23 protein-coding genes and 2 tRNA genes are annotated in these 26,485 nt (G+C 60.8%); 4 read left to right on the top strand and 21 right to left on the bottom strand.

Features of this window, described 5'->3' with window-relative positions; genetic code table 11:
• Positions 1-2 precede the first annotated feature (2 nt).
• Both ABH945_RS03905 and ABH945_RS03900 read left to right on the top strand, forming a co-directional pair.
• A complete protein-coding gene (locus ABH945_RS03905) occupies positions 3-1,133 on the top strand; it encodes an acyl-CoA dehydrogenase family protein (protein ID WP_429249774.1) in 1,131 nt (376 codons plus the stop codon).
• A gap of 167 nt (positions 1,134-1,300) precedes the next feature.
• On the top strand, positions 1,301-2,881 hold the full coding sequence (locus tag ABH945_RS03900; RefSeq protein WP_074764648.1) for an aspartate:alanine exchanger family transporter: 1,581 nt from the start codon (positions 1,301-1,303) through the stop codon (positions 2,879-2,881).
• Between the two features lie 90 nt (positions 2,882-2,971).
• Here the strand turns inward: ABH945_RS03900 and ABH945_RS03895 are convergent.
• From ABH945_RS03895 to ABH945_RS03825, 15 genes are all read right to left on the bottom strand, one after another.
• A tRNA-Pro gene (locus tag ABH945_RS03895) sits at positions 2,972-3,048 on the bottom strand.
• Positions 3,049-3,109: 61 nt separating this feature from the next.
• Positions 3,110-3,538, bottom strand: coding sequence for a MerR family transcriptional regulator (locus tag ABH945_RS03890; RefSeq protein WP_074764650.1), 429 nt, complete (start codon positions 3,536-3,538; stop codon positions 3,110-3,112).
• Positions 3,539-3,584: 46 nt separating this feature from the next.
• Positions 3,585-3,995 (bottom strand): integration host factor subunit alpha, encoded by a 411-nt coding sequence (locus ABH945_RS03885; RefSeq protein ID WP_074764652.1) that lies wholly within the window; start codon positions 3,993-3,995, stop codon positions 3,585-3,587.
• Positions 3,996-4,064: 69 nt separating this feature from the next.
• The gene (pheT, locus tag ABH945_RS03880) at positions 4,065-6,500 is read right to left on the bottom strand and encodes a phenylalanine--tRNA ligase subunit beta (protein ID WP_429249773.1); all 2,436 of its coding nucleotides are present in this window, start codon (positions 6,498-6,500) and stop codon (positions 4,065-4,067) included.
• 154 nt (positions 6,501-6,654) lie between these two features.
• Complete coding sequence (gene pheS, locus ABH945_RS03875) at positions 6,655-7,668, bottom strand: phenylalanine--tRNA ligase subunit alpha (protein WP_074764656.1); 1,014 nt, start codon at positions 7,666-7,668, stop codon at positions 6,655-6,657.
• Positions 7,669-7,826: 158 nt separating this feature from the next.
• A complete protein-coding gene (gene rplT / locus ABH945_RS03870) occupies positions 7,827-8,186 on the bottom strand; it encodes a 50S ribosomal protein L20 (RefSeq protein WP_006052502.1) in 360 nt (119 codons plus the stop codon).
• 29 nt (positions 8,187-8,215) lie between these two features.
• Positions 8,216-8,413 carry a 50S ribosomal protein L35 gene (gene rpmI, locus ABH945_RS03865; RefSeq protein ID WP_012433738.1) on the bottom strand — a complete coding sequence of 66 codons (198 nt, stop codon included), beginning with the start codon at positions 8,411-8,413 and terminating at the stop codon, positions 8,216-8,218.
• A 242-nt stretch (positions 8,414-8,655) separates the two neighbouring features.
• The gene (gene infC / locus ABH945_RS03860; RefSeq protein WP_074764658.1) at positions 8,656-9,180 is read right to left on the bottom strand and encodes a translation initiation factor IF-3; all 525 of its coding nucleotides are present in this window, start codon (positions 9,178-9,180) and stop codon (positions 8,656-8,658) included.
• A gap of 48 nt (positions 9,181-9,228) precedes the next feature.
• On the bottom strand, positions 9,229-11,136 hold the full coding sequence (gene thrS / locus ABH945_RS03855; RefSeq protein WP_429249772.1) for a threonine--tRNA ligase: 1,908 nt from the start codon (positions 11,134-11,136) through the stop codon (positions 9,229-9,231).
• Between the two features lie 252 nt (positions 11,137-11,388).
• A tRNA-Val gene (locus tag ABH945_RS03850) sits at positions 11,389-11,465 on the bottom strand.
• 121 nt (positions 11,466-11,586) lie between these two features.
• The gene (locus ABH945_RS03845) at positions 11,587-13,830 is read right to left on the bottom strand and encodes a RelA/SpoT family protein (RefSeq protein ID WP_429249771.1); all 2,244 of its coding nucleotides are present in this window, start codon (positions 13,828-13,830) and stop codon (positions 11,587-11,589) included.
• Positions 13,831-13,889: 59 nt separating this feature from the next.
• Positions 13,890-14,240, bottom strand: a complete 351-nt coding sequence (locus tag ABH945_RS03840; protein ID WP_429249770.1) for a RidA family protein — start codon at positions 14,238-14,240, stop codon at positions 13,890-13,892.
• Between the two features lie 81 nt (positions 14,241-14,321).
• Positions 14,322-15,236: an alpha/beta fold hydrolase gene (locus ABH945_RS03835; protein WP_429249769.1), complete on the bottom strand. Its 915-nt coding sequence runs from the start codon at positions 15,234-15,236 to the stop codon at positions 14,322-14,324.
• Positions 15,237-15,500: 264 nt separating this feature from the next.
• Positions 15,501-16,142, bottom strand: coding sequence for a CoA transferase subunit B (locus tag ABH945_RS03830; protein ID WP_429249768.1), 642 nt, complete (start codon positions 16,140-16,142; stop codon positions 15,501-15,503).
• Positions 16,143-16,144: 2 nt separating this feature from the next.
• A complete protein-coding gene (locus ABH945_RS03825) occupies positions 16,145-16,849 on the bottom strand; it encodes a CoA transferase subunit A (RefSeq protein ID WP_074764675.1) in 705 nt (234 codons plus the stop codon).
• A gap of 241 nt (positions 16,850-17,090) precedes the next feature.
• Here ABH945_RS03825 and ABH945_RS03820 point away from each other — a divergent pair, with 241 nt between their 5' ends.
• The gene (locus ABH945_RS03820) at positions 17,091-17,636 is read left to right on the top strand and encodes a LuxR C-terminal-related transcriptional regulator (protein WP_074764677.1); all 546 of its coding nucleotides are present in this window, start codon (positions 17,091-17,093) and stop codon (positions 17,634-17,636) included.
• A gap of 9 nt (positions 17,637-17,645) precedes the next feature.
• Here ABH945_RS03820 and ABH945_RS03815 read toward each other — a convergent pair whose 3' ends face one another.
• Positions 17,646-18,077 (bottom strand): acyl-CoA thioesterase, encoded by a 432-nt coding sequence (locus ABH945_RS03815; protein ID WP_074764679.1) that lies wholly within the window; start codon positions 18,075-18,077, stop codon positions 17,646-17,648.
• A gap of 134 nt (positions 18,078-18,211) precedes the next feature.
• On the bottom strand, positions 18,212-18,988 hold the full coding sequence (locus ABH945_RS03810) for an SDR family oxidoreductase (protein WP_074764681.1): 777 nt from the start codon (positions 18,986-18,988) through the stop codon (positions 18,212-18,214).
• Positions 18,989-19,177: 189 nt separating this feature from the next.
• On the opposite strand from ABH945_RS03810, the gene ABH945_RS03805 reads away from it, so the two are divergent.
• Positions 19,178-20,851 carry an electron transfer flavoprotein-ubiquinone oxidoreductase gene (locus tag ABH945_RS03805; RefSeq protein WP_429249767.1) on the top strand — a complete coding sequence of 558 codons (1,674 nt, stop codon included), beginning with the start codon at positions 19,178-19,180 and terminating at the stop codon, positions 20,849-20,851.
• Positions 20,852-20,913: 62 nt separating this feature from the next.
• Here the strand turns inward: ABH945_RS03805 and ABH945_RS03800 are convergent, their stop codons facing one another.
• From ABH945_RS03800 to ABH945_RS03785, 4 genes are all read right to left on the bottom strand, one after another.
• Positions 20,914-22,395, bottom strand: coding sequence for a glycosyltransferase family 9 protein (locus tag ABH945_RS03800; RefSeq protein WP_429249766.1), 1,482 nt, complete (start codon positions 22,393-22,395; stop codon positions 20,914-20,916).
• A 57-nt stretch (positions 22,396-22,452) separates the two neighbouring features.
• The gene (gene aroC / locus ABH945_RS03795) at positions 22,453-23,553 is read right to left on the bottom strand and encodes a chorismate synthase (RefSeq protein WP_074764687.1); all 1,101 of its coding nucleotides are present in this window, start codon (positions 23,551-23,553) and stop codon (positions 22,453-22,455) included.
• 169 nt (positions 23,554-23,722) lie between these two features.
• A complete protein-coding gene (locus ABH945_RS03790; RefSeq protein ID WP_429249765.1) occupies positions 23,723-25,660 on the bottom strand; it encodes an MFS transporter in 1,938 nt (645 codons plus the stop codon).
• A gap of 253 nt (positions 25,661-25,913) precedes the next feature.
• On the bottom strand, positions 25,914-26,375 hold the full coding sequence (locus ABH945_RS03785) for a CBS domain-containing protein (RefSeq protein WP_074764697.1): 462 nt from the start codon (positions 26,373-26,375) through the stop codon (positions 25,914-25,916).
• Between the last annotated feature and the right edge of the window lie 110 nt (positions 26,376-26,485).

Below are 26,485 nucleotides of genomic sequence, written 5' to 3'. Positions count from 1 at the left end.
TCATGAATTTCCAGCACACCGAAGATCGCCGCATGCTTGCTGACACGCTCAACCGTTTTATCAGCGAGCAATACGGGTTCGACATGCGCGACCGGATTGCACGTTCGGCGCAAGGTTTCAGCAGCGAATTGTGGGGCCGTTTTGCGGAACTCGGCATCATCGGCGCATTGTTCGACGAAGCGGACGGCGGCTTCGGCGGCGGCGGCTTCGATATCAGCGTGGTATTCGAAAGTCTGGGCCGCGGACTCGTAGTCGAACCGTTTCTCGATACGTTGATCGTCGGTCGAGCTATTGCAAAGAGCGGCAACGAAGCACAAAAAACGCTGGCTGGCGAATTGATCGATGGATCGCGAATCGTTGCGCTCGCGCATGGCGAACCCGACAGTCACTATGAACTGGCGCGCGTCACCACGCGAGCGCAACGCAACGGCGATACGTGGCACCTGAACGGCGCGAAGGCGGTGGTTCAGCAAGGAGAACACGCAGCCGTGTTTCTGGTGTCCGCGCGCACCGGCGGCGAAGACGATGCGCAAGAAGGCCTGACGCTTTTTCTCGTTCCTCGTGACACGGCGGGCGTGAACGTGCGCGGCTATCGCAAGATCGACGGCGGGCGCGCTGCCGAAGTGACATTCGATAACGTCAAACTCGGAGATCACGCCCTGCTCGGTGCAACGGGTGAAGGCTTTGCGACGCTCGAATACGCGATTGGTTTCGGCGTGCTGGCGTTATGTTCCGAGGCAATCGGTGCGATGGACGTCGCCAAGGAATACACGCTCGAGTACTTGCGCACGCGTAAGCAATTCGGCGTGCCGATCGGCAGCTTCCAGGCGTTGCAGCACAGAATGGCCGACATGCTGCTCGAAATCGAACAGGCGCGTTCCTCGGTGATCAACGCGGCCGCCGCGCTCGGGGCCGAACGCAAGGTGCGTGAACGCGCGTTGTCTGCGGCGAAATACAGCGTCGGCAGAATCGGCGCGCTGGTGGCGGAGGAATGCATTCAACTGCATGGCGGAATCGGCATGACATGGGAATTGCCGCTCGCTCACTACGCGAAGCGCCTTGTGATGATCGACCATCAACTCGGCGATGAAGATCATCACCTTGAAAGGTTCATTGCGCTTGGTGCCGACTGAAGTCAATTCAAACGGATTCTGTTAGATTCATGCGGGAGAACGGCCTTGCAGACGCCGCTCTCCCGCATTTTGCGTTTTCGACGCCGTCGCGTCGCGGCAAAGCGGCCTTGGTGACACCACAGTAGAAAGCAGCACGAGTAAGAGTCTGCCCCCGTAGCGGAGGAAACATGGATTTCCTGAAGACGCTTCTCGAACATCAGCCTTTGATGACGCTGTTCCTCACCATCGCCATCGGCTATTTCGTCGGCGAAATCAATATCAAGGGATTCTCGCTCGGTGTCGGCGCGGTGTTGTTCGTCGCACTCGCGGCCGGCTGGTTCGCACCGAAATCTGCACCCGCGCCTATGGTCGGCACGCTCGGTCTTTCGCTGTTCCTCTACACCGTCGGCGTTCAGTACGGCACACAGTTTTTCCTCGGACTCACCAGCGCGGCCGGACGGCGCGCGAACCTGCTCGCACTGATCGGCGTGCTATGCGCAGGCGCGACGAGCTTCGCGATCCAGCGAGTCATGCAGATCAATCCAGGCCATGCGCTCGGCCTCTTCTCCGGTGCAGGCACCAGCACCGCTGCATTGCAAGCCGCCATTGCCGCGCTCGGTAATGACGATGCCGCAGTGGGTTATTCGGTTTCCTATCCATTCGGTGTGGCGGGTCCGATCCTGTTGCTCTATATCGCGTTCCTGATACGTCCGCAAAAGATCGCCGCTGCGGCAAACGCCGGACTCGAAATCCTCGAAATCGCGCTGCGCAACCCAGCGTTCTGCGGCAAGACGCTCGCCGAAGCACTCACGGGTCTGCCTGCCAACGTGCAGATCGTCGCCGTGCGTAGCGCTCACCATAACGCGCCGGCGTCGCCCGAACTCGTGCTGGCGGAGAACGATGTCGTGCTCGCCGTCAGCCCGGATGGCGCAGCGCTCGCGGAGACTCGCAGGAGCCTCGGCGAAGCCGCGCCCGGACGCGTACTGCGCGATCGTGGTGATCTGGACTATTTGCGCGTGTTCGCGTCACGCGCGACGGTGGTGGGTCGACAGCTTGGCGAGCTTGAATTACCGGACGGCTCGATCGTCGCGCACGTGCGGCGCGGCGATGCGGACATCATGCCGAATCCCGAGTTGGTCCTCGAATACGGCGACCGGGTGGGCCTGCTGACCGGACGCGCGACCTTCCCCGAGGTGCGCGCTTTTTTCGGCGATTCGATTAAAGGCACCGCGGAATTCAGCTACGTTTCGGTCGGGCTCGGGATGGCGTTGGGTTTTCTGGTCGGCGCAATCCAGATTCCTTTGCCGGGTATCGGCAAGCTTGCGCTGGGTTTGTGCGGCGTGTTGATCGTCGCGCTGATACTGGGGAAATACCGCCGAACCGGCAGCATCCACTGGACCATGCCGTTGCCTGCAAACCTGGTGATGCGCAATCTCGGACTCACGATTTTTCTGGCGCAAGTGGGTATGTCGTCAGGACCGAAATTCGCGGCGACGGTTTCGCAAACGGGACTGCTGATGCTCGGCCTCGGCGCGATCGTGCTGATTGCGCTGGTGCTGCCGATTCTGATTCTCGGCTTGCTGGTGTACCGGCTTCCCTTCGACGAAGTAGCGGGCATTGTCACGGGTGCTTGCGGCAATCCGGCGATTCTGGCGTTTGCGAACAAGCTCACGCCGACCGAGAAGCCCGACATCGGCTACGCGATGATTTTCCCGGCCATGACGATCGTGAAGATATTGTTTGTGGACATTCTTCCGGCGTTTTGGTGACGGGCCGTGCTGCGAACGCACAGTGCCTAAAAACGCGGCGCCGAAACGAAAAAGCCGCAATGCTTTGTGAGCATTGCGGCTTTAATCTTGTGGTCGGGGCGAGAGGATTTGAACCTCCGACCACACGCCCCCCAGGCGTGTGCGCTACCAGGCTGCGCTACGCCCCGAACAGAGAAAAATTATAACAGACACTTTATTCGATTAGAACCATCTCACGCGAACAAAGCGTTAATGGCCCAACAAATCGATGACCTGCAGCAATTCCTTACGCAACTGCTCGACATCAACCGCGGCGGTCGTAGCAGCGGAGGCTTGCGCAGCGACTGCGCCCTCGCCTTCCTCAACCATCGCATCCGGCGATCCACCCGGGCCGCCATGCGCCCCACCACCATGCGAATCCAACCGGTTGCGCGCACCGTTGATCGTGAAACCCTGCTCATAGAGCAACTCGCGAATCCGCCGGATCAGCAGCACCTCGTGATGCTGGTAATACCGGCGATTGCCGCGTCGCTTGACCGGCCTCAACTGCGTGAACTCCTGCTCCCAGTAACGCAACACATGCGGTTTGACGCCGCATAGTTCGCTGACCTCACCAATCGTGAAGTAGCGCTTCGCCGGAATCGGAGGCAAGACGACTTTTTCGATCGTCGCTGTCATCGTCAGTTAGCCGTCGTGGTGGGTTGCGCAGGAACGCGCCGGTCGATCAGCGCGTGAAGCTTGCCTCAGCGCCGTTCTCAACCAGCGCTTTCAGCTTTTGACTTGCATGAAACGTCACAACACGGCGCGCGGCGATTGGAATCGCCTCGCCGGTCTTCGGATTTCTGCCGGGACGCTGGGGTTTGTCACGCAACTGAAAGTTGCCGAACCCCGACAGCTTCACGCTGTCGCCACTCTCCAGCGCATCGCGGATCACCTCGAAAAACGCTTCGACCATGTCTTTCGCTTCCCGCTTGTTGAGTCCGACATTGTCGAACAGCAACTCGGCAAGTTCAGCTTTGGTCAGCGTCGGCGTTTCTGTGGAAACGACGGCGGGTGATGTCGGAATATCGCGAATCATGGCGCTGCGTTGCGCCGTAAGAAGGGCTTCGAAATCACTCGAGTTCATTTCATTCATATCTATCAAATGGCGCGCCAAGCAAAAAACAATGGATGCGGAAACAGCCGTGCAATTGTTAAATGCGGGTTATCCGCGCAACCGTGCGCCATATACTCGAGCCAGACGTTCCACCAGAGTTTGAATGGCCAGATCGACCGTTTCATCCTGAAGGGTTCCGCCAGTATCTTGCAAGGTCACACGGAACGCAAGGCTTTTCTCGTGAGCAGCCAGGCCACCGGAAGTGTTTGATTTTGGACGGAATTCGTCGAAAAGCACAACCTTCTGGACGCTCTTGCAAGCGGCTTCGGACTGGGCCTTCTGAAGCTCGTCGAGCAGTGCCTGAACCTCGATTTTCTGGTCCACGACAACCGCAATATCGCGACGCACCGGCGGGAATTTAGAAACTTCCGACGGAATCGGCAATACGCGCTGCATTAATGCTTCAGCTTCGATTTCAAACAGAATCGGCGCATGCGGTAAATCATATTTTTGCATCCAGCGCGGATGCAATTCACCAATCCAACCCACTGCGCGGCCATTAACTTCAACGCGCGCACTGCGTCCCGGATGCAATGCCGGATGCTCCGCTTTCACGAAACGAGCCACCGCCGGCGACAGCAGCGATTCGAGGTCGCCCTTCATATCGAAGTAATCGACGGTGCGTGTTTGCGCGCCCCACTGCTCGTCGAGCGCGGGACCGTACGCGAGCGCGCCGATCATCTTCGGCTGCGCGAAACCTTCGACCGTCAATTCGCCTGCCTTGATCGACGGATCGTGCAGGAACACGCGTCCGGCTTCGAACACACGCACGCGATCTGCCGCGCGACGATTCAGGTTCGTACGCAGCACGTTGATCAGGCTGCCGAACAACGTCGTGCGCATCACCGACAATTGGCTCGCAATCGGATTCAGCAGACGGACCGGCTTGTCGTTACCGGCAAAGTCCTGTTCCCACTCAGCGTCGACGAAACTGAAGTTGACCGTTTCCGCGTAATCGCGTGCGGCGAGCGCGTGACGGATCACGTGGACCGAGCGCTGCGTTTCGTTGGTCGCCAGCATCTCGCTCGTGGCGACCGGCGGACGCGCCGGGATCTTCTCGAAGCCGTATATGCGCGCGACTTCTTCAATCAGGTCTTCTTCGATTTCGATATCGAAACGATACGACGGCGGCATCACCGAGAACGTGTCGCCTTCGTGCTCGAACGTGAGGCCGAGGCGCGTGAAGATTTGCGCGATTTCGTCAGCGTCGATCTTGATGCCGATGATGCGGTTCGCGCGCGAAACACGCATTTTCACGGGCTCGCGCTGCGGCACGTTGACGGTCTGGTCGTCGACCGGACCCGCATTGCCGCCGCAGATATCGAGGATCAGTTGCGTGATGCGTTCGATGTGCTCGACGGTGGTTGCATAGTCGACGCCGCGTTCGAAGCGATGACCGGCGTCGGTCGAGAAGTTGTACTTGCGCGAGCGGCCACGGATGCTATCCGGCCACCAGAACGCAGCTTCGAGGTAGATGTTGGTGGTGTCGAGCGTGACGGCCGTGCTGTCGCCGCCCATGATGCCCGCGAGGCTTTCGATGTGCTGCTCGTCGGCGATCACGCCGACGGTTTCATCGAGTTCGACCCTGTTGCCGTTCAGCAGCTTGAGCGTTTCGCCCTTGCGACCCCAGCGCACATCCATGCCGCCGTGGATCTTGTCGAGATCGAACACGTGCGACGGACGGCCCAGTTCGAGCATCACGTAATTGGAGATGTCGACCAGCGCCGAAATGCTGCGCTGACCCGAGCGTTCGAGACGTTGCACCATCCACGCCGGCGACTTCGCGCGCGCGTTGACACCGCGAATCACGCGACCCGAGAAGCGGCCGCACAGATCCGGTGCCGAGATTTTGACGGGCAGCGTTTCGTTCAGCGTCACTTGAGCCGGCTTGATGTCCAGCGGACGCAGCGATGCGCCAGTAATCGCCGACGTTTCGCGCGCGACACCGAACACCGACAGACAATCCGCCTTGTTCGGCGTGAGCTTGATTTCAAAAACGGTGTCGTCGAGATTCAGCGTCTCGCGGATATCCTGGCCGATCGGCGTATCTTCCGGCAGGATCATCAGCCCGCTATGATCTTCCGATAGCTTCAGTTCGCGTGCCGAGCACAACATGCCCTGGCTTTCCACGCCACGCAGTTTCGAGAGCTTGATCGCGAACGGTGCGCCGCCCTCTTCGGCCGGCGGCAATTGCGCGCCCACCAGCGCGACCGGCACCTTGATGCCCGGCGCCACGTTCGGCGCGCCGCACACGATGTTCAGCGTTGCGCCCGTGCCGGCGTTGACCTGGCACACGTTGAGTTTGTCCGCGTCCGGGTGCTTGACGACTTCCAGCACCTGGCCGACGACGATCTTCGTGGTCGGCGGCGCAGCCGGTCGCAGGTCTTCGACTTCGAGACCGGCCATCGTCAACGCGTGCGACAGTTCGTCGGTCGTCAGTTGCGGATCGACAAAGGTTCTCAGCCAGGATTCCGGGAATTGCATGGTTCTGTGTACGTTCTGATCAGGTTAGGTCCACGTCCGGCGGCGGCTTCATGCATCTCGGTATTCGTGAGACTGCAAGCCACTGCCGGGGACGCTGGCGGCACGCATCGAATCCGTGCCGCGCTCTATGCTTGTCGCGTTCGACCGCGCAGGTTCACGCGAATTGACGCAGGAAACGCAGGTCGTTTTCGAAGAACAGACGCAGGTCCTGCACGCCGTAACGCAACATCGTGAGGCGCTCGAGGCCGCTGCCGAAAGCAAAGCCGATGTAGCGCTCCGGGTCGAGGCCCATGTTGCGGATCACCGTGGGGTGAACCTGGCCCGAGCCGGAAATTTCAAGCCACTTGCCAGCGTTCTTGCCCGTTTCGAACAGCATGTCGATTTCGGCCGACGGTTCGGTGAACGGGAAATACGACGGACGGAAGCGCACCTGAATGTCGTCGCGTTCGAAGAATTTCTTGAGGAAGTCGGTATAGACGCCCTTCAGATCCGCAAAGCTGATGTTCTCGTCGATCCACAGGCCTTCGACCTGGTTGAACATTGGCGAATGCGTTGCGTCGCTGTCCACACGGTAAGTACGACCCGGCACGATCACCTTGATAGGCGGCGTATTGGTGCGTGCATAACGCACCTGCATCGGGCTGGTGTGCGTGCGCAGCAGCAGCTGACGGCCGTCGGCATCTTTGCCGTCGACGTAAAAGGTGTCCTGCATGGAACGCGCCGGGTGGTTTTCCGGGCTGTTCAGCGAGGTGAAGTTGTACCAGTCGGTTTCGATTTCGGGGCCGTCGGCCACGTCGAATCCAATCGACCGGAAAATCTGTTCGACGCGCTCCCACGTGCGCATCACCGGGTGCAGGCTGCCTGCACCGGTGCCGCGACCTGGCAACGTGACGTCGATGGCTTCAGCGGCGAGACGCTGATTCAGCAACGCGTCGGCCAATGCCTGACGGCGAGCCGTCAACGCGGCTTCCACCTGTTGCTTGACGAGGTTGATCCGTGCGCCTTCGGTCTTGCGCGTTTCGGGATCGAGTTTGCCAAGGCCCTTCAATAGCTCGGTCAGCGCACCCGATTTACCAAGAAAGCGGGCTTTCTCGTTCTCGAGGGTGGTGACGTCGGAGGCTTCTGCGAAGGCTTTTTGCGCGTCGGCGACAATCTGGTCCAGATCCATTGATCCCATCATTTCAACGTCAGTGTTCAATTGAAGCAAAACTGGTTCTACCAACAAAAACGGGGCTCGGTGAGGAGCCCCGTTTTTGCTGCAGCGTCACCGAGACTACCGGATGTTCGCTGCAACGAACCACGCAGTTTTAATTGCCAGAAGCGCAATCAGGCTGCAACGGCGGCTTTCACCTGCTGAACGATCGCAGCAAAAGCAGCCTTGTCGAACACAGCCATGTCGGCCAGCACCTTGCGGTCGAGTTCGATCGAAGCCTTCTTCAGGCCGTTGATGAACACACTGTACGTCATGTCGTGCTGACGCACCGCCGCGTTGATACGCGTGATCCACAATGCACGGAACACACGCTTCTTGTTGCGGCGATCGCGGTAGGCGTATTGGCCTGCGCGCATGACCGCCTGCTTGGCGATGCGATAGACGTTATTGCGACGGCCGCGGTAACCCTTAGCCAGCTTGATGATCTTCTTGTGACGGGCCCGTGCGGTAACCCCACGTTTTACTCGAGGCATATCTTGCTCCTATGAGTTTCAGTTAAGGGTTAAGCGAACGGCAGCATTGCGCGCACGGAGTTCATATCTGCATCATGAACTGCCGTCGAACCGCGCAAATGGCGTTTGTTCTTGGTGGTCTTCTTGGTAAGAATGTGGCGCTTGAAGGCCTGACCGCGCTTGACGGTACCGCCCGGACGCACCACGAAGCGCTTTGCAGCACTCTTCTTGGTCTTCATCTTCGGCATGACAACTCCATTATTAGATGGATATGGGTGTGCGGTCGGCCTGATGGCCATTACCCGCCCTTCGAAACCCACTCCACTTGGTATGCAGACCGCCTATCTTGCCGACGGCCGCTTTTCGGGAAAGGCGTTAAACACCCACCTTTCCGAAACCTGCCGATACTGCGCCAGACACCCAGCACAGCATCGTTCAAAACTTCAGTCACTGGAGCGCGCGCCATTTGGCGCGCCGCTGCTCCAGCGACTTACTTCTTTTTCTTAGGAGCGATCACCATGATCATCTGGCGACCTTCCATCTTCGGCATTTGCTCGACCTGACCGAATTCGTCGAGGTCCGTGCGCAAGCGCTCAAGCACGCGCATACCGATTTCCTGGTGGGCCATTTCGCGGCCACGGAAACGCAACGTGATTTTCGTCTTGTCGCCGTCGTCGAGGAAGCGAATGAGGTTGCGCAGTTTGACGTTGTAGTCACCGTCATCCGTACCTGGCCGGAATTTGACTTCCTTAACCTGGACGATCTTCTGCTTGAGCTTGGCCTCGTGTTGTTTCTTCGCTTCCGAGTACTTGAACTTGCCGTAGTCCATCAAGCGGCAAACCGGCGGAACCGCTTGCGGAGCGATTTCGACCAGATCCACATCTTGCTGTTCCGACATGCGGAACGCATCAGCGAGTTTCACGATGCCGAGCGGTTCGTTCTCGACGCCGACCAGACGCACCTCGGGTGCCGTAATTTCACCGTTGATGCGGTGCGCAGACTTATCAGTAGCGATGTTACGTTTCCTCTAAAAATTAAAAAAACGAGCCGGGCTGCAAGTGGCTCACTTGAACGACTGCACGTCCTGGCGCAGACGCTCAAGGAAGGTATCGAGGGGCATCACGCCCAGATCGACACCACCACGGGCACGCACGGCTACCGTTTGGGCTTCACGCTCTTTGTCGCCGACCACAAGCAGGTACGGCACCTTTTCCAGCGTGTGCTCACGTATTTTATAGCTAATCTTCTCGTTGCGCAAATCGGCCTCAACTCTAACCCCTTGTTTTTGCAACGATTGGGCTAAAGACTGCGCATATTCGGTCTGACTTTCCGCGATATTCATCACGACAACCTGCATTGGCGCGAGCCAGGACGGCATTGCACCAGCGTGGTGCTCGATCAGAATGCCGAGGAAACGCTCCATCGAACCGACGATCGCCCGGTGCAGCATGATCGGACGGCGGCGGCTGTTGTCTTCGGCAACGTATTCCGCGCCCAGACGCTCCGGCAGCACCATATCGAGCTGCAACGTGCCGCATTGCCAGGAGCGACCCAGCGCATCCTTGATGTGATATTCGACCTTCGGACCGTAGAATGCACCTTCACCCGGAAGCTCTTCCCACGTCACGCCGCAAGCGGTGAGCGCCTCGCGCAAGCCCTGCTCTGCGCGATCCCACGTTTCATCCGTACCTGCACGGGCGTCGGGGCGCAGCGACAGCTTGATCTCGACATTGTCGAAGCCGAAGTCCTTGTACACGCTCATCGCCAGCGTGTTGAACGCGATCGATTCGCTGATGAACTGGTCTTCGGTACAGAAAATGTGCGCGTCGTCCTGAACGAAACCGCGCACGCGCATCAGGCCATGCAACGCGCCCGACGACTCATTGCGGTGGCACGAACCGAATTCCGCGTAACGCAGCGGCAGATCGCGGTACGAGCGCAAACCGTGGTTGAACACCTGCACATGGCCCGGACAGTTCATCGGTTTAATCGCGTAATCGCGCTTTTCCGACTCCGTCGTGAACATGTTTTCACGATAGTTCTGCCAGTGACCCGACGCCTCCCACAGCGAGCGGTCCATGATCATCGGCGTCTTGATTTCGAGGTAGCCAGCATCGTTCACGCGACGACGCATGTACTGCTCCACCTGCTGCCACAACGTCCAGCCGCGCGGATGCCAGAACACCATGCCCGGCGACTCGTCCTGCATATGGAACAGATCGAGTTGTTTGCCGAGCTTGCGGTGGTCGCGCTTCTCCGCCTCTTCGAGCATGTGCAGATACGCTTCCTGGTCTTCCTTCTTCGTCCAGGCCGTACCGTAAATGCGCTGAAGTTGCTCGTTTTTTGAATCGCCGCGCCAGTAGGCGCCCGCGACCTTCATCAGCTTGAAGACTTTCAGCTTGCCGGTGGACGGCACGTGCGGTCCACGGCACAGATCGGTGAAACCGCCGTGCGAGTACAGCTTGATGTCGTCGCTGGACGGAATCGATTCGATGATCTCGGCCTTGTACTTCTCGCCGATGCTCTTGAAGTATTCCACCGCCTCTTCACGCGACACCACGCGGCGCGAAACCGGCTCGTCTTTCTTCGCGAGTTCCTGCATGCGCTTTTCGATCTTTTCGAGATCTTCGGGCGTGAAGGGACGGTTGTATGCGAAGTCGTAGTAGAAACCGTTATCGATCACCGGGCCGATCGTGACCTGCGCTTCCGGATACAGATCCTTCACCGCGTACGCGAGCAAATGCGCCGCGGAGTGACGGATGATATCGAGGCCGTCTGCGTCTTTTTCAGTGACGATGGCGAGCGCCACGTCATGATCGATCAGAGCTGACGTGTCGACCAGCTCGCCGTCGATCTTGCCGCCAAGCGCGGCCTTTGCGAGGCCGGGGCCAATCGAGGCCGCCACTTCGGCGACGGTCACTGGATGCTCGTACTGTCGAACAGAACCGTCAGGCAGACGTATCGAAACCATTGCGTTCTCCGTGGTGCCGACCGGCGGCGGCACATACAACCAGATCAAAAATCCCAAAAAAAATGCGGCCCCGCTTTCGAGGGGCCGCATTCACATTTCCTGCAAACTACCTTGGCGAAATTGGTCCTCGACTAGCGTCGCTCCGAAGTGGTTTCGGTCAACGTTCGCGGTGTCATAACCGTATTCGCCTTTTGCGCCAAAGGCGCTTACTGCAGTTTGCGAAACCCCGGAAAACCGGAATTTCTCTTTCGTTGGTAGGCTCGATTGGACTCGAACCAACGACCCCCACCATGTCAAGGTGGTGCTCTAACCAGCTGAGCTACGAGCCTGAAGAAACGAGATTATATGGAGCGCCACACCGCTTGGCAAGTACTTTTATGCATCGACTTTAAATTTTCTTCTTCACCACCGCTGCGGCTTCGCACGTGCGCGCCACCTGTCAGCCACACATCAATTTTTTCGCGACGCGCGCACCACGCCCGTGATTTCGCCAAGCACCGTACACGCGCGCTGAATTTGCGAAGCGCTTGACACCTCGACGGTGAATTGCATGAACGCGGTGTTACGGCGCGATTGAGTCTTCACACCGATTACGTTCATTTTCTCGCGCGCGAAAACTTCGGAGATATCACGCAACAATCCCTGACGGTCCGTTGCCTCGATACTCAGATCGACGGGATAAACGGATTGACCGCGCCCGCTCATTACGTCTGCCGACCACGCCGTTTGCAGCACACGCTCCGGCGCGCGGTCGGCCATGCGCTGGAAGGTTGGGCAATCGCTACGGTGAATCGACATGCCTTTGCCGCGCGTGACAAACCCGCTGATATCGTCGGGCGGCGCAGGCCGGCAGCATCGCGCGAGTTGTGTGAGTAATGCGTCGACCCCGACCACCAGCACGCCGGTGGACGCGCCGCGCGCCACGCTCGCTCCGCTGCTGCGCTTCTCGAACTGCTCGGGCGCCTCGACCACGGGTTCGGGCGGCGGCGCATCGTGCAACGCCTGCTCGACGAGCCGCAGACTGAACTCTTCCTTGCCGACCACGGAAAACAGGTCGTCGGTCGTCTTGAAGCCCAGCTTCGCCGCCAGCTGATCGAGATTGACCGATGTCTTGCCTTCGCGCTGCAAGGTCTTTTCGACCATCGCGCGGCCGCTCGAAATGTGCTCCTGCACCTCGACCGCGTTGAACCACGCGCGCACCTTCTGCCGCGCGCGCGGACTATGCAGATAGCCGAGTTGCGGGTTGATCCAGTCGCGCGACGGACCGCCCTCCTTCACCGCAACGATCTCGACCGTCTGGCCGTTCTGCAATTGCGTGTTGAGCGGCACCATCGCGCCGTCCACGCGTGCGCCACGGCAGCGGTGCCCCAACTCGCTATGCAGGTGGTATGCGAAATCGACAGGCGTGGCGCCGTGCGGCAACGGAATCACCCGCGCCTGCGGCGTCAGCACGTAGATATGGTCGTCGTCGAGTGTGGCCTGGCGCAACTGCTCCCACGGTTGCGCGGCACGCTTTTCGCCATGCTCGCCCTCGGAGACTTCATCCTTCCACGCGAGCAGTTGACGCAACCACGCAATCTTCTCGTCGTACTTCTCGTTCGCGGTAACCTGGCCACCGTAGCCGCGCGAACCCGCTTCCTTGTAGCGCCAGTGCGCTGCCACGCCATACTCGGCGAACTGATGCATTTCCTGCGTACGGATCTGCACTTCGAACGCGCGACCGTCATCGCCCACGACGACCGTATGCAGAGACTTATAGCCGTTCGGCTTCGGCCGCGAGATGTAGTCGTCGAACTCTCTGGGCACCGGTTGCCACAGGTTGTGCACGATGCCGAGCACGGTGTAGCAATCCTTGATGTCCGGCACGATCACGCGAAAGGCGCGCACGTCGTACAGTTCCGCGAAATCGAGTTCCTTGCCGCGCATCTTGCGCCAGATGCTGTAGATGTGCTTCGGCCGCCCGCTCACCTCCGCTCGAATATGAGCGGCGGCCAGCTCCTGCTGCAGACGCTCAATAGCCTGCGCCACATAGCTCTCGCGCTCGATGCGCTTTTCGTCGAGCAGCTTGGCAATGCGCTTGTAAGTGACCGGCTCTTCGAAGCGGAAAGCGAGATCTTCGAGCTCCCACTTCAGTTGCCAGATGCCCAGCCGGTTAGCAAGCGGCGCATAGATGTCCAGCGTTTCGCGCGCTACGTCCGGCGAAGGCATGATCTTCGCCGCCGCGTAATAACGCAGCGATTGCAAACGCGACGCGAGCCGGATCAGCACCACGCGAATGTCCTGCGCGAACGCGAGCAACATCTTGCGCAGCGCCTCGACCTGCGCACGGCGCGCGGCCTGTGCGTCGCGCCCGGCCTCGGGCATCGCATTCTGCGCGGCGCGCAGGCTGACTGTACCGAGGCGCAGCAACTTGCGCACGTCGCTGACCAGTTGCGCGACCTCTTCGCCGAAGTTGTCGGCGATCACACGCTCCGGGTCCTGCAAATGCGGCGTCAGTGCGAACAGCGCCGCCGCGAGCACCGCGGGCGGATCGACGTTCAACGTACGCATGATCGAAGCCGTCCCCGCCGCATGATCCGCCAGCAATTCGCCCGAAGACAGCCGCACCTCGCCCGCATGCTTGCGCACGAAGGTCATCGCTTCGTCGAAAGAAGGGATGGGAGGAGGCGTGCTCGTAGCGATTTCGGTATTCATGGTGCGACGGCCCACCGGGCCAGACGAATCAAAAGGGTTTCAATAACGACAACGGGCGCTTAACGCTGCGCAGCGACCACGACGATCTCGACGAGGCACTTCGGGTTCGCCAGCTTCGCCTCGACCGTAGCGCGCGGCGGCGTGTTGCCTTGCGCGACCCACTCGTCCCACACGGCGTTCATGCCGGCAAAGTGTTCCATGTCCGCGATGTAGATCTGCACCGACAGCAGATGCGCCTTGTCGCTGTTCACTTCGCCCAGCAGACGGTCGATATGGCCGAGCACTTCGCGCGTCTGACCCGTGATGCCCTGATCCGTGTCTTCGGCGATCTGGCCCGCGAGGTACACGGTACCGTTATGCACGGCGATTTCCGAGAGGCGCTTGTCGACGTAATGACGGATAACTGCCATGGAGAGTCCTGAATTTGGTTGAAAATTAACGGGCATGCATCTCGCATGACGCCCCGCGTGGGCGCCGCGCGAAACCGCATATTATGACGCGTCAAGCGTCTGACCGATAAAGAACTGCCGCGCGATGTCAATCTGGTCGGCCGCGAGAAACGCCGGTGCGTGCCCGACCCCGGCAATCTCCACGCTCGAAACCGCCTTGCCTGCTTCGACCATTCTGCTCACCGTTTCACGCGAGAGCAGATCGGAGTGCTCACCCCGCACTACCAGAACGGGCCCTTGAAACGACGCTAGCGAATGCCATAGCGCGACCTCGCCGAGCTTCGCGGATTCTTCAGTTATCGCGGTAAAAGGCTGCGCGATACGCGGGTCGTAACGCAAACGCCAGGCACCACCCTTCTCGTGCAACAGCGGCGTGTTGATCTCCCGCCATTCGTCCGGCGACAGCGGACCGAATGTCTGCGCGAGCAACGCGGCGTAGTCGATACCCTGTTGAAGCGTTTCGAACTGCACGGGCTTGCCAAGGTAATCGCCGATACGCTGCACGGCCACAGGCTCCAGATGCGGGCCGACGTCGTTCAGCAACAGCTTGCGGATTGGCGTGTCGGGCAGGCCCGCGAGCGCCATGCCGATCAAACCTCCCATCGACGTGCCGAACCAGTCGACCGTTTCGACGTTCAGCCGTGCGATCAGCGTGACCATGTCGGCAACGTATTGCGGCACGCTATAGAAGTTTGGGTTCGCGAGCCACGATGACAAGCCCCGCCCCGCGACGTCCGGGCACACCACGCGATACGTGCTGGCAAATTCCTCGGCGACACGATCGAAATCGCGCCCGGAGCGGGTCAATCCGTGCACACACAGCAGCACGCGCGGATTGTCCGGGTCGCCCCATTCGGTGTAGGCGACGCGATGCAGGCCACCTCCGCTCGCGCACTGCACGTGACGCTGGCGCGGCGCGAGCCGCCCGGTGTTGGAAGCGGATGTCGTTGCGGTCATCTGGGTTCCTTGCAAAAGCGCTGCGGAATTGGCCCCGGCACGGCCGGGATCGAACGGTATCAAACGGAACAGACAGGCACTCAATCTTCAAACGATTGTAAACCGCTTTGCCGCGCGACAAGGATCGTCCGAACGGCCTAGGACGCCCCAGGAATCGAGGGAAAAACCTCCGCAAAAAGCAAAGCGGGCAAGACTCGCGTCCTGCCCGCTTCACAAACCAGTTTGCCACCAGTTGCTCGTCAAAACGAGCCTAAGCCCACCTACTCAGCTCACCGCGCTCACATCGAGCGGTGCGCCAGTCTTGGCCTTGATTTCCTCGACCGTCACGCCCGGAGCCAGTTCCGTCAGCTTCAAACCATCTTCCGTCACTTCGATCACGCCGAGGTCCGTGATGATCTGATCGACGACAGCCACACCCGTCAGCGGCAACGTGCATTCTTCCAGAATCTTGTGCTGGTCGCCCTTCGCGACGTGCTCCATCAGCACGACCACGCGCTTGACGCCCGCGACCAGATCCATCGCGCCGCCCATACCTTTGATCATCTTGCCGGGGATCATCCAGTTCGCCAGATCGCCCTTCTTGCTGATCTGCATCGCGCCCAGAATCGCCAGGTTGATGTGGCCGCCGCGAATCATCGCGAACGAATCCGCCGACGAAAAAATCGACGAACCCGGCAGCGTGGTGACCGTCTGCTTGCCCGCGTTGATCAGGTCGGCGTCCACTTCCTCTTCGGTCGGCGACGGGCCGATACCGAGCAGCCCATTCTCCGACTGCAGCCACACTTCGACGCCGGCCGGCACGTGATTGGCCACCAGGGTGGGCAAGCCGATACCGAGGTTCACGTAAAAACCGTCCTGCAATTCCTTCGCCGCGCGCGCGGCCATTTCGTCACGAGTCCATGCCATGATCAGTCTCCTTTCGCGCGGATAACGCGTTGTTCGATGCGTTTTTCCGGATGCGCATTCAGCACGATGCGCTGCACGAAGATGCCTGGCGTATGGATCGCGTCCGGATCGAGTTCGCCTACCTCAACGATCTCCTCGACTTCGGCGACCGTGATCTTGCCGGCCATCGCGCACATCGGGTTGAAGTTGCGCGCGGTGCGGCGATAGATCAGGTTGCCCGACTTGTCGGCCTTCCACGCTTTCACGAGCGCGACGTCGGCGGTCAGCGAATGTTCGAGCACGTAGTGGTTCTCGCCGAACTGGCGGGTTTCCTTGCCCTCGGCGATCAGCGTGCCGTAGCCGGTATTGGTAAAGAACGCCGGAATGCCCGAGCCGCCCGCGCGCAGCTTCTCGGCGAGCGTGCCCTGCGGCGTGAATTCGAGTTCGAGTTCGCCAGCCAGATACTGGCGCTCGAACTCCTTGTTCTCGCCGACGTACGACGAAATCATTTTCTTGACCTGGCGCGTTTCGAGCAGCAAACCGAGGCCAAAACCGTCGACGCCCGCGTTGTTGCTGATGCAGGTAATGCCCTGCACCTTCGAATCGCGCAGCGCACCGATCAGCGCCTCCGGAATGCCGCACAGCCCGAAGCCGCCGACGGCGAACGTCTGGCCGTCCTTGACGATGTCTTTCAGCGCCTCGGCGGCGCCTGGATAGACCTTATTCATCAGTATGTCCCTTCCTTTATGGAAACCCGAATCCGGATCGTTACGGCTCTCATGGCGTTGTTCGAGCCTGGCTCGACACGTCATTCTAGTCATCCCCGGCAGGCTGTGCGCTCAGGTTGCCCTGACTGCGCCCGATGCCCGCCGCGGACGCTCTCGCCGCGTTGTCATGTGCCCGAAAGAGTACGCTGCGCGCGCCATACGGCACAATACGCAAAACTACATAAGTACTTGCCGCCAACCCATGCCTGCCCTGGATTACCGAACCGCGTTTCACCTTGCCCCGATCGGACTCGTGCTGTCGCGCGAACGCAAAATCGAAGACTGCAACGACGAGCTGGCGTCGATTTTCGGCACCACGCGCGAGGCGCTGCTCGGACAGTCGTTCCAGGTGCTCTACCCGTCGGCGGACGAATTCGAGCGGATCGGCGCACGAATTCCGCCCATCATGACCGCGCAAGGCAGTTACGCGGACGACCGCATCATGAAGCGCGCCAATGGCGAATTATTCTGGTGTCACGTGACAGGACGCGCGCAGCAACGCGCCGACGCGCACGCAGCGGGCGTCTGGACTTTCGAGGATTTAAGCGCGACGCGGCGTGTCGCCGTGGAATTGACGCCGCGCGAACGTGAGATCGCCGCGCAACTGGTGACGGGCAAAACCAGCAAGCAGATTGGCCGCGTGCTGGAGATCAGCCCGCGCACGGTCGACGTCTACCGGGCGCGGCTGATGCGTAAATACGATACGGGGAATGCAACCGAACTGCTGCAGCGGCTGCTAGGTAATTGAAGAAGGAAGTCAGGCCGCTTTGACCAGCGCTGCCCGCTCGATGGTTTCGCGCAGCAGATCGGGCACCGGCACCGACTTGCCCGCCGCGTAATCGATCCATACGCAACGCGCCCCACCGCGCGCATAAACCGTGTGAGGATCGTCGGCGCGCACCAGTTCAAAGCCCGTGTCGAAACTGCTGCGGCCAGGCGTGGCAACCGTCATCCGGCCGATTACGTCGCCGGGATAGTGCAGTTGCTTCAAAAATTCCATCGACGCGTTGACGATCACCGGCCCCTGCCCGTCCGCGTTGCTGCCGGCCATGCCCAATTGTTCGAACCACGAAATCCGCACCTGCTCCATATAGCGGAAATAGACCGTGTTGTTCACATGGCCGAAGGCGTCCATGTCGCCCCAGCGGATCGGCATCGACATTTCGAAAACTGCGTGAAAATCGCTCATCGTACTTCCGTTCTTCTCGTTACTTTAAAGTGCTGAAACCAGCGTGCTGCAAACATAACGCCGCCCCCTCCGCGTGAAAAGGCCGGTGCATGCAAAACACTTTCTTCGGGTTTGGACAAATACGCGCGACGGCCTCAGGCGAGCCCGAAACCGTCGTCGGCGGCGATCACCGAGCCGTTGATGAACTGCGATTCGTCAGCGGCGAGCAGCAGTAACAGCCCGTCCAGATCGTCGGGCTTGCCGACCCGATGACGCGGCAGCATCGACACCAGCTTTTGCCCCTGCTCGGTCGACCAGTGGTGATGGTTGATCTCAGTATCGATATAGCCGGGGCAGATCGCGTTCACGTTGATGCCGTGCTTGCCCCACTCCAGCGCCATCGCCTTCGTCATGTGGATGACGGCCGCCTTGCTCATCGAGTAGAGGCCGATTTGCGGCAGCACACGCAAACCCGCCATCGACGCAATATTGATGATTCGGTATGACGGCTTCTGCGCACCGTTGCCGCGCATGATCATGCGCTTGGCAACTTCCTGCGCGACGAAAAACGCGCCGCGCGTGTTCGTATCGAACACGTATTCGAAGTCGGCGGGCGTGACTTCCGACAGCTTCTGCGTAGTCGATACACCGGAGTTGTTAACCAGAATGTCGATCGTGCCGGCCTCGGTTTCCGCATGGGCGACTGCCGACTTGATGCTCTGATAGTCGGTCACGTCGAGCGAAACCACATGCGCCGCGCCGCCCGACGCCTCGATCTCGGCGCGCAATTCCTTTAGACGCTCAGTGCGCCGGCTCGCCAGCACGACCTTGGCGCCCGCCTGCGACAGCACCTGAGCAAAGCGCTTCCCCAACCCGCTCGAAGCGCCGGTGATCAGCGCGACCTTGCCTTCCAGATTGATCGAACGGCCCATTGTCGTTCCTTGTTCGGTAGTAAAGACAGATGCGGTGGACAGGTACGGTAAGACTTGTCGATGCGGGTCAATACCGTATCATAGAAATAGAACGATCGTGCTAATCTTTGCTCATCTGGTTGCAGTGCGGGAGTCGTTCGCCCACAATACGATCCCGAAAAAAGCATTCTAACGGTAAGAGGAGCATCAATGACCCCCGCAAGTCTCATTGAGCAATACGGTCCACGCGAGTCGATGGAATACGACGTCGTGATCGTAGGCGGCGGCCCGGCTGGCCTGTCCGCCGCGATCCGCCTGAAGCAGCTGGCGGCTGAAAAAGGCGTCGAGCTAGGCGTGTGCGTGCTGGAAAAAGGCTCGGAGATCGGGGCTCATATCCTGTCGGGCGCGGTGATGGATCCGCGCGCGATCACCGAACTGATCCCGGACTGGAAGGAAAAAGGCGCGCCGCTGACGGTCGATGTGACCGAAGACAAGTTCCTGTTCCTGACCGAAACGGGCTCGAAGAGCGTGCCGGTGTGGGCGCTGCCGGACAACTTCAAGAACCACGGCAACTACGTTATTTCGCTGGCCAACGTCACGCGCTGGCTCGGTCAGCAGGCTGAGGCGCTGGGCGTCGAGATCTTCCCGGGCTTTCCCGCTGCCGAGATTCTTTATAACGACGACGGTTCGGTCAAAGGTGTCGCCACCGGCAACCTCGGTATCGGCAAGGACGGCGAGCCGACCGAAAACTTCCAGCTCGGCATGGAATTGCACGCGAAGTACACGCTCTTCTGCGAAGGCGCGCGCGGGCACCTCGGCCGTCAGCTGAACGATAAATTCAAGCTGCGCGAAGGCGTCGATCCGCAGGTCTACGGTATCGGCATCAAGGAACTGTGGGAAATCGATCCGTCGAAGCACAAGCCGGGTCTGGTGATGCACACGGCCGGCTGGCCGCTGGAGAACGACACGTACGGCGGCTCGTTCCTCTATCACATGGACAATAACCAGGTGGTGGTGGGCTTCGTGGTCGGCCTCGGTTATTCGAATCCATATCTGTCGCCGTTCGAGGAATTCCAGCGCTACAAGACGCATCCGGCGATCCGCGCCGTGCTCGAAGGCGGCAAGCGCGTGTCGTACGGCGCGCGCGCGATTACCGCGGGCGGCCTGATGTCGCTGCCGAAGCTGGTGTTCCCGGGTGGCGCGCTGGTCGGCGACGATGCGGGCTTCCTGAACGCGTCGCGCATCAAGGGTTCGCACGCGGCGATCAAGACTGGCATGCTGGCCGCCGAAGCCGCTTTCGACGCCGTGCAGGCAGGCCGCACCAGCGACGAACTCACGGCCTACCCGGAGAGCTTCAAAACGTCGTGGCTGCATACCGAATTGCATCGCGCGCGCAACTTCAAGCAGTGGATGAGCAAGGGCCTGTACCTGGGCACGCTGATGGTCGGCATCGAGCAGAAGCTGCTGGGCGGCAACGTGCCGTGGACGCTGCATCATCAGCACTCGGACCACGAGATGCTGAAACCGGCTTCGCAATGCAAGCCGATTACGTATCCGAAGCCGGATGGCAAGCTGACGTTCGACCGGCTCTCGTCGGTGTTCATCTCGAACACGAATCACGAAGAGAATCAGCCGGCTCACCTGACGCTGAAAGACCCGTCGGTGCCGGTGAACGTGAACTGGCAGACCTATGCGGGCCCGGAAGCGCGTTACTGCCCGGCTGCGGTGTATGAATTCGTGAAGAACGACGACAACACCGAGCGCCTCGTGATCAACGCGCAGAACTGCGTGCATTGCAAGACGTGCGATATCAAGGACCCGACGCAGAACATCGTATGGGTGACGCCGGAAGGTGGCGGCGGTCCGAACTATCCGAATATGTAAGCAGGTTTTTGCATGACTTCGCGACGCCGTCCTGTTTGTCGGCGTTGCGAAGATCAGGTCTTTCAACCGCGCGTCAACGCTTCGATTTTTTTCCGCACCTTCGCCACGACCGGCGTCCAGTCGCCGATTCGCGGCTGCCGAAACACCTCGATCGAGTCATACCAGGCCGTTCGCGCCGAATCGTCGCCCCAGAACCACGCGGAAACGTGATCGATCATCAGACAGGTCGGTACGCCGAGCGCGCCCGCCAGATGTGCGGGGCCGCTGTCGATCGTCACGACGAGATCCAGATTCGCCAGCAACGCGCCGACACCGTCGAAACCGGCCTGGAAATGCCCGGTCATGTCGACGACATCGAGCCCTTTCGCACGCCACTGCGCGACCGTTTCACCCCGTCCCGGCGACAACGCGAAATAGCTGACACCCGGCACATCCAATAACGGCTCGAGTTGGCCGATGGGCACCGAGCGCCGCATGTCGCGGATATGCTCCGGATTGCCGTTCCACACCAGACCCACTTTGCGATTGCCGCCGCACGTCGCGGCCATGTGCGCGTCGACGCGCTCACGCCACGTTTGCACCAGCTCGGAATCGGCTTGCAGATAAGGCGCGCCCCAGCCAGTCGAGTCGACGATACCGAGGCGCAGCGGCAGGCTCATCAGCCCGCAATGAAAATCGGGGCGCGTTTCGAGACTGGTTTCTATCGGCAAATCCGCGGGCAAAATGCGCTCGAACAAATGCCGCAACGGCCCGTCGTGACCGAATATCACGCGCCCTCCTTCGCGCCGCGCCCGTTCGGCCAGCAGCGGCAGAAAGCGCACGGCCCACAGGCAGTCGCCATTGCCCTGCTCGCCATAGACGACCAGCGTCTTGCCGGCCAGCGATTCGCCCTGCCAGTGCGCGCTGATCGCGGCGAGCGCGGTCTGCGCGTTATTCAGGTCGTCGGCGAATGCGGTGCGTGACTCGTAGTGCTGCCAGCCTTGAGCAAAACGTGCACTGCGAATTTCGAGTTCGGACAGATCGAACAACGCATGGGCGTTATCCGGCGAGATGGACAGCACGTGGTTGAGCAACGCCTCGGCTTCGGCGAAACGTGCCTGTTCCTTGACGCACAAAGCCAGCTTGTGAAGTACCACATGATTGCAGGGCGCGACGCGCGCCGCTTCCCGCAGCAGATCCTCGGCGGAGTCGAAGTCGTTGCGCTGCTGGACCGTGGCCGCGCGCCAGACCAGCGCGTTGACGTCCCCGGCGTTATGGGCGAGCAGAATCCCGGTCGCGGAATCGAGCAGCGCCCAGTCGCGCACGACAAACGCCGTCTGCGCAATCGTGCTGAGCAGTGATGGCTCGCAGGCGGGATCGAGTTGATAAGCGCGCACTAGCGCAGCGAGTGCCTCGCGTTGACGGTTTTTGTCACGCCCCGCGCGTTGCACCGCCAGCAGACCGAAGGCTAAAAACTCAGCCGCCGTAGCATCCGGCGACGACGCACGCGCGTGCAACGCCGCCAGGCGGCACGCCACCTGGTCATCGGCATTCAGATTGGACATGACGACTCCGCGCGCGGCGCGTGGCGTTGAGAAGCAGAAGTCGTCAGATAACGGCGATCAAGGCGCGCTGGCCGCGATCTTCGGGGTGGTGACGGCGACGTCGCCGCACTGCGCACGATGACGCAGCGCGTGGTCGATCAGCACCAGTGCAAGCATCGATTCGGCGATCGGCGTGGCACGAATGCCGACGCACGGGTCATGCCGCCCAAAGGTTTCGACGACAGCCGGATTGCCCGCCTTGTCGATCGAACGGCGCGGCGTGCGGATGCTCGAAGTCGGCTTGATCGCGATCGACACGGTGATGTCCTGCCCGGTCGAAATGCCGCCGAGTACACCGCCAGCGTGATTGCCGACAAAGCCTTCCGGCGTCAGTTCGTCGCCGTGCACCGAGCCGCGTTGCGCGACGCTCGCGAAACCCGCGCCGATCTCGACGCCCTTCACCGCATTGATGCCCATCATGGCATGCGCGATGTCTGCATCGAGCCGGTCGAACAGCGGCTCGCCCAAACCGACCGGCACGCCCGACGCCACGACGTTGATACGCGCGCCAATCGAGTCGCCGTCTTTGCGCAGCGCATCCATGTAGGTTTCGAGTTGCGGCACGATGTCGGCATTCGGCACGAAGAACGGGTTTTCTCGTACGTGCGCCCAGTCGACGAACGGCACATCGATCTCGCCGAGCGCCGCCATGTAGCCGCGAATCTCGGTGCCGAACTTCTCGCGCAGCCACTTCTTCGCGACCGCGCCCGCTGCAACCGTGGGTGCCGTGAGACGCGCCGACGAACGGCCGCCGCCGCGATAGTCGCGGATGCCGTATTTTTGCCAGTAGGTGTAGTCGGCGTGGCCGGGACGGAAGGTGTCGACGATGTTGCCGTAGTCCTTGCTGCGCTGGTCGGTGTTGCGGATCAGCAGCGCGATCGGTGCGCCGGTAGTTTGTCCTTCGAACACACCCGACAGGATTTCGACCTTGTCTTCTTCCTGACGCTGCGTGACATGGCGCGACGTGCCCGGCTTGCGGCGGTCGAGTTCGAGCTGGATGTCGGCTTCGTTGAGCGCCATGCCCGGAGGGCAGCCGTCGATCACGCAGCCGATAGCGGGGCCGTGCGATTCGCCAAAGGTCGTGACAGTGAAAAGCGTACCGAGTGTGTTGCCGGACATGGGCGTCGTCCAAAGAAATGCGGGGAGAACGCTATTATGCCAGCCCTGTGGCGTCTGGGCCTTGCCGCCCGGTGGTTCTGGCCGATTGGCCAGGAGTGGGTGGGGCACCGGGTGGGATTTGCCTGACAGGTACGCCCGGCAACGGCACTCACCAGCCGCACCCGCCCCGTCACTTCCGCGCGCCGCGCAACTCAGTCACGATCTCCTGCAACTTCTCAGGCGTCGCCTGCGCGGGATCAATCGGCTCGCCCACGGCAAGGCTCAACCGGCTCATCACGCCCTTCTGGATCGGCCGCGGCCAGCGCGCGTCGTTCGCCCGCGAGAACACGCTGCCCCACAAGCCGCGCAGCGCCATCGGAATGACCGGCGCCGGCGTCCGTTTGATAATCTCAGTCACGCCGTGACGGAACGGGTTCATTTCGCCCGTCCGCGTGAGCTTGCCTTCCGGGAAAATGCAAACCAGCTCACCCTCGGCGAGCGCCTGCGCGCAGCGCTCATAGGCCTGCGCGAGCAGCGCCGCGTCCTGATGCGCCGGGGCGATCGGAATCGCCTTCGCGTGACGGAACACCCAGCCCGCGAACGGCGATTTGAAAATCTGGTGATCCATCACGAAACGGATCGGCCGCGGGCTCTCGGCCATGATGACGATGGCATCGACGAAACTCACGTGGTTGCACACGAGCACGGCCGCGCCCTCCTCGGGAATCCGCTCTGCATGCACCAGCCGGATCCGGTAAAACGTGTGCACCAGCATCCACGCGATAAAGCGCAGCAGAAACTCCGGCACCAGCGAATAGATATAGGTCGCCACGACGATATTCAGCAACGCGGTGACGAGAAAAATCGCCGGAATGCTGAAGCCCGCCGCCGTCAGGCCGATCGCCATCAGCGACGAAACGATCATGAACAGCGAATTCAGAATATTGTTCGCGGCGATGATGCGCGCCCGGTGGCTCGGCTGGCTGCGGCTCTGGATTAACGCGTAAAGCGGCACGCTGTAAAAGCCGCCGAACATCGCGAGCAGAAACAGGTCGGCCAGCACACGCCAATGCGCGGGCCGTGCCATAAATTCGCCGACGCTCAACAGATGCCCTCCCGGCGGCAATGCGTGGCTCGCGAAAAACAGGTCGATCGCGAACACGCTCATGCCGATCGAGCCGAGCGGCACGAGACCGATTTCGATGCGCCGCTTGGAGAGCTTTTCGCACAGCAGCGACCCCAGCCCGATGCCGAACGAGAACGTGCCGAGCAGGACGGTCACGACATCCGGATTCGCCGACAGCACGTTCTTCGCGAAACTGAAAAACGACGACAAAAACGTCGCGCCGATAAACCACAGCCACGAAATGCCGAGCAGGCTCAGGAACACGGTACGGTTTTCGCGCGCGAGCTTCAGATTGCGCCACGTCTCACTGAACGGATTCCAGTTGATGCGCAGATCGGGCTGCGGCGCGGGCGTGACCGGCACGAAGTTCGATACGACACGGCCGATCAGCGCAATCGCGACGCACGCGCAGGCCAGCACGACCGCGCCGTGCTCGACCAGCCCCGCCCCCGCACCGCCGATGATGGTGCCGACCAGAATCGCGACGAACGTGCCCATCTCGACCAGCCCGTTGCCGCCCACCAGCTCCGGTTTCGACAGATGCTGCGGCAGATACGAGTACTTGACCGGGCCGAAGACGGTCGAGTGGACGCCCATCAGAAACGTGCACAAGTACAGCAGCGGTGCGCTATGCAGCCAGAAACCCGCGCCGCCGATCAGCATCACCGCAATTTCGAAGGTCTTGACGAAGCGCGTGAGCATCGCCTTGTCGTACTTGTCGGCGATCTGGCCGGAAGTGGCCGACAGCAGCACGAACGGCAGGATGAAAATCGCCGAAATCAGGAACGCGGCAGTGGCCGGATCGACGCCCGAAAAGCGTGCCGCCTGATACGTGACGAGCGACGTGAAGCCGATCTTGAACACGTTGTCGTTCATCGCGCCGAGAAACTGGGTCCAGAAAAACGGCGCGAAACGGCGCTGACCGAGCAGCCGGAACTGCGATTCGTGCGCCTCGTGCGCGCGGGTGGCGCGACGGGCGGCGGGTAACGGGCTATCGCTCATGAAGTGGAAAGTTAGACCAGAAGAACAACGCGGACGTAAGCGGTAGAAGCGCAGTGGCCGGCGCCACGTACACGCGATTTACCCTGAACGGGTGACGGCCGATTCGCGAGGCAAACTCGCGCGTCGCGCATCGATGCTTTCATACCGCGCGCCGTGCGAGCGGACACAAAAAAAGCGCGCGCTTTCGCGCACGCCCTGGCTGCATTTTCGCGCTCACGGCCATGGCCCGAGCGCGCCGGTAAGTGACCGGACATTAACGCGCCGGTTGCTGTTCCTGCTGCTCTTCCGGCCAATCGCGGATATATGCCTTGAGCATGCGGTTTTCGAAACCCTGCTCCTCGACCACCGCCTTCGCAACGTCGTAGAACGAGATCACGCCCATCAGCGTGCGGCTTTCGAGCACTGGCAGATAACGCACGTGATGCTCGAGCATCATGCGGCGCACTTCGTTGACGTCCGTTTCCGGCGTGCAGGTGAGCGGGTGGTCGTCCATGACCTTGCGAATCGTGGAAGTGCCGACGCTGCCGCCGTTCTTGCTGAGCGTCTGAATGATTTCGCGGAACGTCAGCATGCCGACCAGATCGCCGTATTCCATCACCACCAGCGAGCCGATGTCGTGCTCGGCCATCGCATTGACGGCTTCGTGAAGCGTGGTATCCGGTGTGACCGTGAAAAGGGTGTTGCCTTTGACTTTAAGAATGTCGCTGACTCGCATGATCTGTCTCCGTGATACCCGCTAGCTGGCAATGCAATGAATGATTTTCGATCCTAGCGGAAAGGCCCGTAAAAGGAAAGCGGCCCGCCCACCAAGGCGCAGCGGGCATC

Origin of the sequence: Paraburkholderia sp. GAS333 (assembly GCF_050435665.1) — a bacterium.
Classification (GTDB): Bacteria; Pseudomonadota; Gammaproteobacteria; order Burkholderiales; family Burkholderiaceae; genus Paraburkholderia; species Paraburkholderia fungorum_A.
This window is presented reverse-complemented; position numbering and strand designations above follow the sequence as displayed.